The 14,688-nt window shown below is 36.8% G+C and carries 14 protein-coding genes and 1 riboswitch; of the genes, 4 read left to right on the top strand and 10 right to left on the bottom strand.

From position 1 onward, the window contains the following. Positions 1-40 precede the first annotated feature (40 nt). Positions 41-133, top strand: a riboswitch (TPP riboswitch). A gap of 95 nt (positions 134-228) precedes the next feature. The 3 genes from JC2156_RS01800 to JC2156_RS01790 are packed head-to-tail and all read left to right on the top strand — an operon-like array spanning position 229 to position 2,852. Further along, entirely contained in the window at positions 229-792 is a 564-nt protein-coding gene (locus JC2156_RS01800) for an ECF transporter S component (protein ID WP_006845132.1), read from the top strand. Between the two features lie 3 nt (positions 793-795). Then, positions 796-2,175, top strand: coding sequence for an ABC transporter ATP-binding protein (locus JC2156_RS01795; RefSeq protein WP_006845131.1), 1,380 nt, complete (start codon positions 796-798; stop codon positions 2,173-2,175). Between the two features lie 2 nt (positions 2,176-2,177). After that, positions 2,178-2,852: an energy-coupling factor transporter transmembrane component T family protein gene (locus JC2156_RS01790; RefSeq protein WP_006845130.1), complete on the top strand. Its 675-nt coding sequence runs from the start codon at positions 2,178-2,180 to the stop codon at positions 2,850-2,852. 60 nt (positions 2,853-2,912) lie between these two features. On the opposite strand, the gene thrS is transcribed toward JC2156_RS01790, so the two are convergent. The 10 genes from thrS to JC2156_RS01740 form a co-directional block, all read right to left on the bottom strand. After that, positions 2,913-4,862: a threonine--tRNA ligase gene (thrS, locus tag JC2156_RS01785; RefSeq protein WP_006845129.1), complete on the bottom strand. Its 1,950-nt coding sequence runs from the start codon at positions 4,860-4,862 to the stop codon at positions 2,913-2,915. 344 nt (positions 4,863-5,206) lie between these two features. Beyond that, positions 5,207-5,662 (bottom strand): flavodoxin domain-containing protein, encoded by a 456-nt coding sequence (locus JC2156_RS01780; RefSeq protein WP_006845128.1) that lies wholly within the window; start codon positions 5,660-5,662, stop codon positions 5,207-5,209. Between the two features lie 36 nt (positions 5,663-5,698). After that, positions 5,699-6,193, bottom strand: coding sequence for a YehS family protein (locus tag JC2156_RS01775; RefSeq protein ID WP_006845127.1), 495 nt, complete (start codon positions 6,191-6,193; stop codon positions 5,699-5,701). A gap of 29 nt (positions 6,194-6,222) precedes the next feature. Continuing rightward, positions 6,223-8,232, bottom strand: coding sequence for a DNA mismatch repair endonuclease MutL (mutL, locus tag JC2156_RS01770; RefSeq protein ID WP_038240992.1), 2,010 nt, complete (start codon positions 8,230-8,232; stop codon positions 6,223-6,225). 16 nt (positions 8,233-8,248) lie between these two features. After that, positions 8,249-8,794 carry an ECF-type riboflavin transporter substrate-binding protein gene (locus tag JC2156_RS01765; RefSeq protein ID WP_006845125.1) on the bottom strand — a complete coding sequence of 182 codons (546 nt, stop codon included), beginning with the start codon at positions 8,792-8,794 and terminating at the stop codon, positions 8,249-8,251. 11 nt (positions 8,795-8,805) lie between these two features. Beyond that, positions 8,806-9,300 carry a hypothetical protein gene (locus JC2156_RS01760; protein ID WP_006845124.1) on the bottom strand — a complete coding sequence of 165 codons (495 nt, stop codon included), beginning with the start codon at positions 9,298-9,300 and terminating at the stop codon, positions 8,806-8,808. A gap of 257 nt (positions 9,301-9,557) precedes the next feature. Then, entirely contained in the window at positions 9,558-11,180 is a 1,623-nt protein-coding gene (groL, locus tag JC2156_RS01755; RefSeq protein WP_006845123.1) for a chaperonin GroEL, read from the bottom strand. A 51-nt stretch (positions 11,181-11,231) separates the two neighbouring features. Further along, positions 11,232-11,507 carry a co-chaperone GroES gene (locus tag JC2156_RS01750; RefSeq protein WP_006845122.1) on the bottom strand — a complete coding sequence of 92 codons (276 nt, stop codon included), beginning with the start codon at positions 11,505-11,507 and terminating at the stop codon, positions 11,232-11,234. A 124-nt stretch (positions 11,508-11,631) separates the two neighbouring features. Continuing rightward, positions 11,632-12,270 carry an HD domain-containing protein gene (locus JC2156_RS01745; protein WP_006845121.1) on the bottom strand — a complete coding sequence of 213 codons (639 nt, stop codon included), beginning with the start codon at positions 12,268-12,270 and terminating at the stop codon, positions 11,632-11,634. Between the two features lie 127 nt (positions 12,271-12,397). Then, positions 12,398-14,059: a formate--tetrahydrofolate ligase gene (locus tag JC2156_RS01740; protein WP_006845120.1), complete on the bottom strand. Its 1,662-nt coding sequence runs from the start codon at positions 14,057-14,059 to the stop codon at positions 12,398-12,400. A 212-nt stretch (positions 14,060-14,271) separates the two neighbouring features. Here JC2156_RS01740 and mscL point away from each other — a divergent pair, with 212 nt between their 5' ends. Next, positions 14,272-14,655, top strand: coding sequence for a large-conductance mechanosensitive channel protein MscL (mscL, locus tag JC2156_RS01735; protein ID WP_006845119.1), 384 nt, complete (start codon positions 14,272-14,274; stop codon positions 14,653-14,655). Positions 14,656-14,688: the final 33 nt, after the last annotated feature.

Below are 14,688 nucleotides of genomic sequence, written 5' to 3'. Positions count from 1 at the left end.
TGCTTTTTTAAGGAAAAAGCCTTAAACTAATTTTGACATATCAAACAAGCTGGGGCGCTCCATTTGAGCTGAGAAGTAACCCATTGAACCTGCTGCGGTTAGCACCGACGAAGGAAGCTTGGTTATTTACCCGAGAAATTGTAAACAACCGTTCTTATTTGCTTTCAACGTGCAAAAAGAACGGTTTTTTGTTTGACATATCAATAATAAATTCCCGGAGGCATTACCATGCACACAATTTCTGACAACTCGTCACACTGGCAACTAAAAGATGTTATCTTTTTAGCTTTAATTGCCCTTTTTTTTGGTGTAATTTATCAAATTTGGGGTTTCTCTTATACTTTCATTGCTGCCACACCACTCAAACCTTTTGCCAATGATGCTACTTTAGGTGTTTGGCTCATGGCCGGTCCGTTAGCTGGACGCTTAATTCCAAAACCTGGTTCTGCCATTTTAGGTGAATTTTTAGCTGCAACCATTGAAATGTTTCTTTTTTCACAGTGGGGCGCTATGAATCTAGTCTCTGGCTTAATTCAAGGTCTAGGTGCTGAAATTGGCTTTGCTAGTACTAAATATCAGCAACGTCCTAAAACAAATCTTTTGATATCAGCTCTCATGATGACAATTTTAACTTTCATTTGGGACCTTTTTCAATCAGGTTACTTAGCTTACCATCTACCAATGCTAGCTCTTTTATTCATAATTCGTTTCATCTCAACTGGGTTCTTTGCTGGAATTTTAGTTAATTTAATTGAAAAAATGGTTACTAAGACTGGAGCGATTCGTAAATAAATTATGACACTTTTAAAAATTAATGACTTAACTTTTACCTATCCAAATGATGCCAAGCCTGTTTTGAATCAAGTAAATTGGAATTTAGAGCCACATAGTTTTAATTTATTAAGCGGTCCCAGTGGAGCTGGAAAATCCACCCTGTTACGTTTAATGGCTGGACTTGAGCGTCCACAAAGCGGAACGATTACCATTGATCAATATCCGATCCATACAGTAGTCCCCTTTGAGCGTGCTAAACATGTCGCGCTCCTATTTCAAAACCCATCCCGCCAGTTTACAATGCAGACTGCTCAAGAAGAATTACAATTTGCATTAGAGAATTTACAAACACCACAAGCACAAATTAAACCACGCATCGAGAAAGTTTTAACAGCCCTAAATTTAACGGATATAGCGGATCGCCCTTTACTTCATTTATCTGGAGGTGAACAACAAAAAGCGGCCCTAGCAATCATTTTAGCCATGGACACAAATATCATTGTATTAGACGAGCCATTTGCTAATGTCGATCCTGATGCCCGCTTATCTTTATTGAAAACCTTAAAACAAATTCAACTAGAGCAAGATAAAACAATTATAATTACCGATCATGATCTAAACAATTATCAGCAGATCATTGATCATCATTACCAACTGACTTCCGCTGGTGAATTAATTATAAGTAAATCAAATCAACTTATGACAGCCCCTCCAGTCATTTTCAAAAAGCGGACTAATTTAATTAATGGGTCCTTATCTTGGACGGATTTATCTATTACGCAAGCTAAAAAAACATTATTGAAGCCAAATAGTTTCACTCTGCCAGCGGCCTCCATTGGCCTCCTTTCAGGTCAAAATGGATCGGGTAAATCCACTTTGTTACAAACAATTAGCCGTCAACGCCCGTTAAATGGAACCTTAACATGGGATGGCCAATCCCATCTAAAAGATTGGTCATCCTTTGTCGGCTATGGCTTTCAAACTGCCAGCAATCAATTTATAACTATGACTCCGGCTGAAGAATTTTCAATCAGTTTAAAAATCAGTCAACAAGCTGAATACTGGACCCCCACTTTTATCAATTCTTGTATCGAGCAGTTACAATTGACCGAAGTTTTAAACCATAGTGTCTACCAGCTATCTGGTGGACAGCAAAAAAAAGTCCAAACTTTAGCCCTACTAATCTTAGGCTTGCCAGTTCTCTTATTAGATGAACCCTTAGCTGGATTAGATTTACAATCAATTAAAACAATTATGGATATTATGCAAAAATATATTAAAAGCACTCAAACCAGTATCTTGATGATTTCACATCAACGCCATGGTTTAGAAGCATTTATTGATTATGAACTCAATCTGACACAACAAACTTTAATTAACCCAGCCGAGAGGGGAGCATAATTATGGCAGGCCATTTTAAATTTGAACCGGCGTTATTGCTATCTACCGTTTTATTAGCTTCCATTGAAATTTCATTTGTACGTAGCATTCCAGGAAATGTTTTTTTAATTTTAATTGGACTCCTATATTTATTTTTAAATCAAATTAATTATCGGAAAATAAGTTTACTCTTGCTCATTTCAATTCCATTGGCATTTGGAACCTGGACCTCATTTTGGCTTTTTGGAACTGGCGATAATCTTATAAATGCTCGTATTTATACATCTCGCCTTTATGTTTACTTAATTTTAGGCGGGTTAGTCACGCTAACATCTACTCCACGAGAGCTATTAATAAATTTACATGACCGCTTTAAGTTATCAAACACCTTCGTTTATGGGATTTTAGCAGCATTAAACTTGCTAGACCAAGTAAAACAGCAAATCAAAGTCATTCAGTATGCAGCTAAACTACGAGGCATTAAATATCATCTTTGGAGCCCTCAACTATATTTTAAAACAATTTTAAGCGCCAATTATTGGGCTGACGATTTAACCAATGCGATGCATTCTCACGGTTTTTCCGAAGGCCAATCACGAACTGAATCACAACCAACGCCTTGGCCCATTGTACAAATGATCATCCTAGTTTTGATATTAATTCTGTTCAATATCATTTTATGGCTTTACAGTAGTTAAATCAAAAAAAGAGGCTGGAACATTAAGTTCCAACCTCTTTTTATTTAAAATGTTTTATATTTATTTTTGATCAGTCCGTGAATAATTAGCAATGTCAGCTAACAAAGTTTTTTCAAACTCAGCCAATGGCATCGTCTCAGTATCCCGTGAACCGAAACGACGAATTGTAACACTTTCATTATTCTTCTCATCATCCCCAATTACCAAAGTATATGGAATCTTCAATGATTGAGCATCACGAATCAAATAACCCAACTTTTCATTGCGGTTTTCATATTCGGCACGAATTCCTTGGTGCTTCAATTGCTCCACAATCTTTTCTGCATATTCACCGTGAGCTCCACGGTTAACTGGGATTACTCGTACTTGATGAGGTGCCAACCAAGTTGGGAAAGCACCCTTGTACATTTCAATTAGGTAAGCTGTAAAGCGTTCCATCGTTGAAATAACACCACGGTGAATCATAACTGGACGATGTTGTTCCCCATCAGGACCTACATAACCTAAATCAAACTTTTCAGGCAACAAGAAATCCAATTGAATTGTTGAAAGTGTCTCTTCACCACCCAAGGCAGTCTTAATTTGAACATCCAACTTTGGACCATAGAAGGCGGCTTCACCTTCAGCTTCAAAGTATTCTAATCCCAAATCATCCATAGCAGCCTTCAACATCCGTTGTGAGTTAGCCCACATTTCATCATCGTCAAAATACTTTTCTATATTTTTAGGATCACGATAAGAAAGACGGAAGCGGTAATCACTAATATTAAAGTCATGATAGACATCAATCATCAAATTCAAAATGTTTTTAAATTCATCTTCAATTTGGTCCAGAGTCACAAATGTGTGTCCATCGTTCAATGTCATTTCACGAACACGTGATAGTCCAGTCAAAGCCCCTGATTTTTCATAACGATGCATCATACCTAATTCTGCAATGCGCAAAGGCAATTCTTTATATGAACGTGGATGGTGATTATACACTTGAATGTGTGAAGGACAATTCATTGGACGTAATTCTAGGAATTCGCCATCTCCCATGTCCATTGGTGGGAACATATCATCATGATAATGATCCCAGTGCCCTGAAGTCTTATACAAATCTAAATTAGAAAGGATTGGTGTATAAACGTGTTCATACCCAGCTTCTAATTCGCGATCAACAATGTAACGTTCCAAAGTCCGACGAATTGCTGCTCCGTTTGGCATCCAAACAGGTAATCCTGATCCAACCTCTTGTGAAGTAAAGAATAGATCTTGTTGAGCCCCAATACGGCGGTGATCGCGTTCCTTAGCTTCATCACGACGCTTTAATTCAGCTTGTAAATCATCATTATTCCAAAAGGCAGTTCCATAAATCCGTTGTAGCATTGGATTTGAAGACTTTCCACGCCAGTATGCTCCAGCTACAGAAGTCAATTTAAAGTTTTTAATCCAACCTGTTGATGGAACAAGACCACCCTTATCCAATTCAACGTGATCACCTTGTACAGCAATTGAAATTTTTTCATCAATTGGCAAGTCATTAATCAATTCAACTTTGTATGGATCGTCTTTAAACATATCTAATGCTTCCTCACGTGAAATCACACGTGAAACAATAGGTAAGTTTTCTTCCACAATTTTATGCATAATTTTTTCAATTGCTGGGAATTCTTCAACTGAAACTTGGCCTTCTGCATTATCAGTATCATAATAGAAACCATTATCAATTGCTGGACCAACTCCAAAATTCATATCAGGATGCAAACGTTTTAAAGCTTGAGCCATCAAATGTGACGCTGAGTGCCGCAATAAGCGTAGGGCCTCTTCTGAATCTTTAGTAATTAATTCAAAATCACCACCAACCATCATTTGGTCATGCATTCCAACATATTCACCGTTTAAACGACCAGATACAGCTTTTTTTGCCAATGACTTTGAAATACCATTTGCAATTTCAAGCGGCGTAACACCACTTGCAAAATTTTTAATTGCTCCGTCTGGGAACTTAATCTCAATATCTGCCATTACTTTACTCCTTATTTATGAAATATTTTAAAATTAACATTAAAAAAGTCCCGTTCCAACATCATCTTGACATTAGAACGGGACGTTAACACGTGGTACCACCCGAAGTTTATGCATATTTAAAAAATAAATATACAACTCAAATCCCTTAACGCGGGAAACGGAATTAGTTTTCTAATTCACTTCAAAAGTAGTATCAAATCAACCCATATTAACTGGCTTCCACCATCCCAGTCTCGCTTTTAAATATTTTGGCTAAATTAACATGTCTTTCTCAACGTTTTAATTATGTTTCTTATTATAAGCACTTTTCCAAAGGGTGACAAGCCCCTCATTAATTAATCTCAATTATTACTAGCTTTTTGTACCAAGGCTTGCGTAAATTTTTGTAATTCATCCGTAGCTTTGGCATCTGGCCGCAAATTAACTTTCACTCCAGAAGCGCCATGAATCCCCGCCGTCTTTGAAAATTGTTCTTCTAATATGTCAACCGCTGTTCCGTAATCTTTACCATAGTAAACATCCCCTGAACCAGCTACTCCATAAGTAACGCCTTGCAAATCAACATCTGGCAAATCTTCATAAAAATCAATTGCTTCATCAGCTAAAGTTCCCAAATCAAAGGTATAAACCACTGTAACCAAAATATCTTGTGTCGTGGGATTTAAATCCAAAGCCTCAACATCAGAAATATCTTCCTTAATGGTTTGCACTCCTAGTCGTTCAAACTCAGCAATAATTACATCTGCAACATCTTCATTATTACCAGTTAAAGTTGCATACAAAACTCGTGCCCGCATTTGATTATCCTCCCACATATGATGCCTATACAGCTATTATTGTTCCTTTCGATATTCTAAGGCCATTCCTTTCAGAATGTTTCTTAAATATCGATTTCCCGCTGGACGATAATTTCGATGATCCGGGCGCCGTAATACCGCACTCAATTCAGCATTCGAAACTTCAATTCCTGCTGACTTAAAAAAGCTTTGATAATCTTCACTGGTATATTGCATTGCTATTTTCAATTTCTTTAGCACCACGTTATTAATATCATCCTCTTTTTTCATATCAAAGGTTGGTTCTAAAGCTTGTCCATTAGCGTCTTTTTTAATCCCACGTTGAGAAATAATTAAACCGTTCATAAACCGTTCAAGCTCTTCCATCGTTAAATTTTGATCTCTTGGTGTTTCTTTATCTTGACGTTTTAGAATTTTTACCAATTTTTCATTGGTAAGTTCTAAACCACCTAGTTTAAAAATTTTAAGCATATCTGCATTTGAAATCGCCAAAGCGTATCGTAATCGAATTACAATGTCATTATTATTCATTTTTTATGTGTCCTTTTTTATTTTCATATTTAGAATGGGTGATTATCGTATTCAACCCAATTTTCATGGCTATCTTGGATCCGTTTAAACATTTTTTCCAAATCAGTTTCCTTAAAATTAATCACAACTGGTCGGCCATGCGGACAATTATAAGGGTTTTTAGTTTGGGCTAACTGATCAATTAAATTTTGCGCTTCAATAGCATTCAACTTCCAATTCGCCTTAATTGAACGTTTGCAGGCCATCATAATGGCTGTCTTTTCACGAAATTGTTGTAAAGTTAAACCCCCATCGCGCAATAACCAATCGACCATTTCCTGCACTGTCTCAGCTTCTTGCCCCGCTGAAAACCAGCCTGGATGCTCACGTAAAATAAGCGTATTGGGGCCAAAATTTTCCAAATGTAACCCTAATTCTTGCAACGTCTCAGTCTGGCTCTCTAGCTCCAACATTTCGACCGTTGTAAACTCGAAAACCAATGGGACTAACATCTTTTGCTGTTCTAAATCATGTTTTGCTAGCGTTGCTTGATAGTATTCATATTTTACCCGTTCTTGAGCAGCATGCTGATCAATTAAATATAATCCATCTGAACCTTGAGCAAATAAAAATGTACCGTGTAATTGACTCAGATATTCTAATTTTGGAAATCCAGCCAATTCTGACGTCGCTTCTGTTTCATGGTCTAAAACAAGTTGTGTCTGTTCTCCTGTAATCACAGTCGAACTATCCAGTCCAAAAGGATTTGCCTTCGATTCTTGTTGATACTTTTGCTCAAATTCTTCAACCGTTGCTTCGTTTAAGTCGCCCCGATGTTCTACTATAATCGGGGTAATCCGTCTTGCGTCATGGGGTGGCTGAATGTCTTGATTTGCTGATAATTCATTATCTTTTTTGGAATCAGATAATCTCTCTACATTTACCCGTTGATTTTGAGCTTGCTTATTCTTAGAAATAGTATTTAATTGTTGAACAAAGTTTTTTTCAGGTTTCACATCATAATTCTTAACTGACGATTCAATTAAATTTTCAGTTGCATTGGGAATTAAATTAACATTATCAAAAGCCTCAGCGACCATTTTTTCTATTAATGCTAATAGTTTATTTTCTTTACTAATTCGCACTTCAAATTTTTGGGGATGCACATTAACATCCACCAATCTGGGATCTAAGTCAATTTTTAACACTGCCATTGGAAAACGGCCCACCATTAAACGGGTTCCATACCCTTTAATTAAAGCTTTTGCTAAATTAAAGTTATGCACATAGCGACCATTAATTAATAAACTAATATAAGATCGATTTGAACGAGTTAATTCTGGTTTAGAAATCCAACCTTGCACTTTGAAGTCAGCATCATGATCATCAATGGTAACCATATCACGAGCCACACTTACCCCATACACAGCACTTATTACTTGCTGTAAATTTCCATTCCCCACTGTTTGCATTAACTGCTTCTGATTATGGACTAGGTTAAAAGCAATTGAAGGATAACTAAAAGCTAATCGATTGATAATATCAACAATCTTAGCGAGTTCTGTTGATTGTGATTTAAGATATTTCAGTCGTGCGGGCGTATTAAAAAACAAATCACTAACTGTAATTTTAGTTCCCCGCCGTGCTCCAGACCCCTTTTTTTCTATAATTTTATTTCCTTTTATATGAATCATAGCTCCAGAAGTAGCGTCAACCACTGCCGTCTCCAAAAAAACATCGGCTACTGAGGCAATTGAGGGTAAAGCCTCCCCACGAAATCCTAAGGAATGAATTTGAAATAAATCCTGCTTCGTCTGAATTTTAGAAGTAGCATGCCGTAAAAAAGCTCGTTCTAATTGATCAGTTGGAATACCTTGACCGTCATCAATCACTTCAATTGACTGAACTCCGGCCGCTTCAATTAAAATATCAATTTTATGTGCTCCAGCATCAATCGCATTTTCCACTAACTCTTTCACTACTGATGCAGGCCGTTCAATCACTTCACCTGCTGCAATCTGATTGGCCAATGTTTCTGATAATTCAATGATTTCCTGCATCATATTACCTTCCCTTTTATTTTATTGATATCTTAAAAAGTTTCATCAAATAATTAGTAATGATAATTAATATTGTTCCCAAAACAGCAATAACAAAAAAGTTCGCAATTCCAGCATACAACCCCTGTTTAAAAACTAGTTTAGCTTTGGAACCATAAATTAAAATATCTCCTAGTGGGGCAATTATCACCCAAGCAATTAGATTAGCCAATCCTTGCCAAATGTTAAATGTTACAATCTTATGCAAACTTAACGGACTAAAAATTAATTGTAGTCGTTGCGTAACCAAACCTAGCAATAATCCAAATAAACCATCAGCAATCACCCATGACCACCAGGCATTTCCTAATAATGAATAGTCTTGTAGGGCGTGCCCTAACAACCCCATCAAAAGGCCAAAAATTGGGCCAAATACTGCTGTCACTAATGACAACCATGCCATACCAAAGGTAATTTGTGTATTTCTAACCCCAACTGGTAAATTAAAAATCGGCATGATTAAAGCAAAAAAGATAACACTAACAACAAGCGCTAAAATCCATTTTAATTTTTTAAAACGCATATTTGTTTCCTCTAATCTTTTTTCTCAGTCTCAGTTGGTTCTTCATTTTCAGCTTGTTCATCTTTTTCTGCTTGATTTTTACTAATATTCTGAATTTCACGATCAAAAAAGAGTGAAATTTTACTCATCACTGATTCTCGATCATCTAAGAATGATTGAACTGAAGCTGCTAATTCAATTCGCATCCCTGAACGTGTAACATCAGGATGATCCACAAACATATATACGTTCACATCTGTCTCAGGATCATTAATAATGATCTTACTAATTTGGTTCACATAACGAAGTGGCAAGTTAATCACATTGGTTTCAACACTTAAATGAATAGGTTCATCTCCGCTAATTATTATTTCTCCATTGACTAGTTTATTTTCATTAATTTTTTGTTCTAAAAATAAAAATAAGGGGTCTAAGTTAATCAAAGTTTGATCTTCCGCCGTCCAAACTTTATGTTCAATTTCTTCATTTTTCAAGGCTTCTATTACTTCATTTCCAGTTAGCTGCATTTTAAAATTCCTTATCTCAGACCATTGTTTGCGATTGCAAAATTAATCTAGCTTTTATATTAAACTCCATTTTACCACATTGATTTCCTACTATTAATCAATCCTCTTGATAATCTCAAATTGTCTTCTCAAAAGCTTCAAGCTAATATTTATTTACTTGAAATAAATTTAATTTAAATTCTTTATTCATAATACAAAAAAGAGGCTGAGATGAAAATCCCCCAACCTCTTTGAAAATAAATTTAATTTAAATTTTTCTACATCATACCGTTCATGCCACCTTGTGGCGCAGCTGGCATAACTGTTTCATCCTTTGGTTGCTCAGCAACAACAGCTTCAGTTGTCAACAATAGGGCTGAGACTGAAGCGGCATTTTGTAATGCTGAACGAGTAACCTTAGTTGGGTCCACAATTCCAGCATCAATCATATCTACCCAAGTATCATCAGCAGCATTATAACCAGTTCCTAATGTTTGTTCCTTCAACTTATTAACAATAACTGAACCTTCCAAACCAGCATTTTCAGCGATTTGACGAACAGGTGCTTCTAAGGCACGTTCAACAATATTGATTCCAGTTTGAACATCACCTTCGGCAGTTAAAGCTGAAACAGCTGGAATAGCATTAACTAATGCGGTTCCACCACCAGCAACAAAGCCTTCTTCAACCGCCGCACGAGTAGCATTTAAGGCGTCTTCAATCCGGTACTTACGTTCCTTCAATTCTGTCTCAGTTGCTGCTCCAACATTAATCACAGCAACACCACCAGCTAATTTAGCTAGACGTTCTTGTAACTTCTCACGATCAAAGTCAGAAGTAGTTTCCTCAATCTGACCCTTGATTAAAGCGACACGTTCACTAAGTAATTGTTTATCACCAGCGCCTTCAACTACGGTCGTACTATCTTTCGTAACTGTAACCTTAGCTGCTTGACCTAAGTTTTCGATGGTAACGTCCTTCAAATTCAAACCAAGTTCGTCAGTAATAACCGTTCCACCTGTCAAAACAGCTAAGTCTTCTAGCATTGCCTTGCGACGGTCACCAAATCCTGGTGCCTTAACAGCCACGACATTAAAGGTTCCACGCATCTTATTCAAAACCAAGGTTGGCAAAGCTTCACCTGTAATATCATCAGCAACGATCAAAAGTGAACGTCCTTGCTCTACAACTTGTTGCAAAACAGGAAGAATATCTTGAATGTTTCCAATCTTCTTATCTGTGATCATAATAAATGGATTATCTAAGTTAGCTTCCATCTTCTCATTATCTGTCACCATGTATTGTGACATGTAACCACGGTCAAATTGCATTCCTTCAACGACATCCAAAGTAGTTTCAATTCCCTTAGATTCTTCAATGGTAATAACACCATCATGACCAACTTTGTCCATTGCTTCCGCAATCAAAGCACCAACTTCTTCGTTAGCAGCTGAAATTGAGGCAATTTGAGCAATTTCTTCTTTAGTTGAAACCGTCTTTGACATATCATGCAAAGATTGAACAGCAGCATTCGTAGCTAATTCAATTCCGCGGCGAACCCCAACTGGATTAGCCCCGGCAGTAACATTCTTCAAGCCTTCGTTGATGATAGCTTGAGCCAATACAGTCGCAGTAGTTGTTCCATCACCAGCAATGTCGTTGGTCTTAGAAGCAACTTCAGCGACTAGCTTAGCTCCCATGTCTTCAAAATGATCTTCTAATTCAATAGACTTAGCAATCGTTACTCCATCATTTGTGATCGTTGGAGCACCATAACTTTGCTCAATCACAACATTACGGCCCTTGGGACCAATTGTTGTTTTAACGGTGTCCGCTAATTGATCAACTCCGGCCTTCATCTTTGCTCGCGCATCTTCAGAAAATTTCAATTCTTTTGCCATTTGATAAATCTCCTTACTTATTATTGAATTTTTACTTTTAATTTAATGTTTTTATAGGATGGCCATGATATCGCGTTCGTGCAAAACCAAATATGTTTCACCATCATTTTTAATTTCTTTACCGGCATATTGGTCATAAATCACTTCATCCCCAATTTTAACGGACTTAGGAGCTTCCAAATCACCAACTGTAGTTTCAGAAACTGCCACTACTGTTCCAGTAGCAGATTTTTCTTGCGCATTTGAAGCGATAACGATACTACCGACTGTTTGTTCTTTTTCATCATTGACCTGTAATAAAACCCGATCTCCTAATGGCTTTAACATGATATGATTTCCTCCTTTATTTTTAGCACTCATTGTTGTTTAGTGCTAATCAACACTTACTATAATACCACATTGGATAATTTTTTCAACCAAATCCAGAATTAAATCATAGTTTTGTAACCGATTACTTATCCCCGTTAATCTCAGCTGTAAATTCATCAAGATAGAAACGCATAAAAGCAGTCCGCCGGGCAGCAAGTTTTTTAGCCGTTGCTGTATTCATTTCGCCTTCTAACTTTAACAGCTTTTCATGAAAATGATTTATCACTGTACTGTGCTGCCGGTATTCCGCACTGGTCATATTTTCTCGTACTGCTTCATTGGGATTATACATCAAGTTATTGGCATGCCCTCCATAAGTAAAAGCTCTTCCAATCCCAATCGCCCCTAGTGCGTCCAGGCGGTCAGCATCTTGAACAATTTCACCATCTAAATTCAGCACATGATGTTGTTCCAAATTTTTAGCAAATGACATATGTGTAATAATATCTAAAACTTCTGCCCGCTCATCATCTGTCAATCCCCATTCCCGCATTTTAATACGTATTTCATCAATCATTTCATTGATATTATTCGTTAATTTTTCATCAATTAAATCATGTAACAAAACCGCAGTCACAATTACATCTCGTTTAAAGCCCTCTTCTGACTGCATTAATAATTCAGCATTTTGTAACACCCGCTCTAAGTGTAGATAGTCATGTCCCGAAAATTCTTGGCTTGTAATTTCACGGACATAATCTTTAATTGCTTCAACCTTCATCTAGACCTACCCCCTTAAAGTTACTATGATCGTCAAATCATAATTTCCACTACCAAATTATCAATATGCTTCAGTTCTTAGAAATTAATTTTGATATCATTTTAAATTGACAATAGAAATGATATGGCTAATCTAAACCAGTAATCACACCATTTTCATCAATATCAATCCGATTAGCTGCAGGTACTTTTGGAAGACCTGGCATCGTTAAAATTGATCCTGTCAAAGCTACAATAAAACCAGCTCCTAGTTTTGGAACTAATTCACGGACATGAATTTTAAAGTTTTTCGGTGCTCCGAGTGCCTTTGGATTATCTGATAGAGAATACTGGGTTTTAGCCATTACAATCGGCATTTTATCCCAACCCAGTTGCTTAAATTGTTGAAGTTGTTTTTGTGCTTGATCAGATAATTCATAATCAACACCGCCATAAATCTCAGTAACTAATTTTTCAATTTTTTCTTCAAAAGTATCCTCTGATGCATAAAGTGGTTTAAATGCACTCTCAGTTTCTGTCGCTGCTGCTACGGTCTGCGCTAATTCAATCGCTCCAGACCCTCCTTGCCCCCAAACATCTGCTACCACAGCTTGTGCTTGATGATTTTGCACAAAGTTCTTTATCAAATCTAATTCTGCTTCGGTATCATCGGTAAAGCGGTTAATTGCTACGATCACTGGAGTCTGATAACGTTGCATTGCCTTTAGATGTTGACCTAAATTAGCCAAACCAGCTTCCAACATTTCCAAATTTGGTTGGGTTAAAGTATCTAAACTCTGCCCACCATTGTATTTTAAAGCCCTAACTGTTGCCACTATAACAATCGTATCAGGAGTTTTTCCTAGAAGCGGTACCTTAACATCAAGGAATTTTTCACCTCCTAAATCAGAACCGAACCCAGCTTCAGTCACAACATAATCAGCTAATCGTAAGGCCGTTTTAGTCGCCAAAAGCGAATTAGTCCCTTGAGCAATATTGGCAAAAGGTCCTCCATGAATCAAAGTCGGCGTGTGACCCAAACTTTGAACTAAATTAGGCTTAATTGCATCTTTCAACATTACCGTTAAAGCTCCAGCCACTCCCAAATCATCTACTGTTACTGGCTTATTATTGATATCGTATGCTACTACGATTCTTTTGATCCGTGCTTTAAGGTCCATAAGGCTCGTTGACAAAGTCAGAATGGCCATTAATTCGGATGCTGCCGTAATATCAAATCCATCTTCACGTGGGACACCAGAAGTTGGTCCACCCAGACCAATTGTAATATGACGTAATGCCCGATCGTTTACATCTAAAACACGCTTCCAAATAATTTTCCGCGAATCAATTTGTAGCGGATTACCTTTTTGTAGGCTGTTATCGATTAAAGCCGCTAACGTATTATTGGCAATCGTTAAAGCATGAAAATCACCAGTGAAATGTAAATTAATATCAGCCATTGGAATAACTTGAGAATAACCGCCCCCTGTGGCACCACCTTTCATTCCCATGACTGGCCCCATTGATGGTTCACGTAGCGCTACCATAGTTTGATGATCAGTTAAATTTAAAGCATCTGCCAGTCCAATCGTTACCGTTGATTTACCTTCCCCTGCCGGAGTGGGGCTAATTGCCGTCACCAAAATTAATTTACCTAGTTCTTGTTTCTTTTGCTTTTCATTTAATGTGATTTTAGCTTTATAAGGACCATACATTTCTAAGTCATCTTCACTTAGGCCCACCTTTTCAGCTACTTTTTGAATCGGCCAGATTTCAGCCTGTTGGGCAATTTCAATATCAGTTGTCATGTTTTAAACCCTCCAAAATATTCGTATCTTCTTATATCCATTTATTATCATTATAGATGACTTTAAATAAATTGAAACGCTTTCTTCTTCTCCCTTATTTTTTATTTTTCTCATATTTATTAAATTTATATTTAATATTTATGATAAAAGTTGTTTGTTAATTTGAGCTTTAGTAAGATTAAATTAATAATTTAATTTTAAGGAGTAGGTCAATGCTTAAGGAATTTAAAGAATTTATTTCACGTGGTAGTGTTTTAGACTTGGCTGTTGGTGTCATTATTGGAGGTGCCTTCACAGGTCTAGTTAAATCATTAACTAATAATTTAATTAACCCAATTATCGGACTATTTACTGGTCAAGTTTCAAGTTTGGACAATTTAAAATTAACCATTACAGATAACTTAGTTTTGAAGTATGGAGCCTTCTTGGGGGACGTGATTAATTTCTTAATTACTGCCTTCGTAGTGTTTTTGATCATCAAGTTCTTAAATAAAGCGTTACGCAGAGATAAATCTAAGGATGAACCTGAAGTAGTTAATCCCGAAGTCGAAATGTTAGCTGAAATTCGTGATATTTTAGCTGATCAAAAAAAGTAATATTTATTTAAACGCAATAAAAAAAGCATCCCT

The sequence above is a fragment of the Weissella koreensis KCTC 3621 genome (genome assembly GCF_000277645.1).
This window is presented reverse-complemented; position numbering and strand designations above follow the sequence as displayed.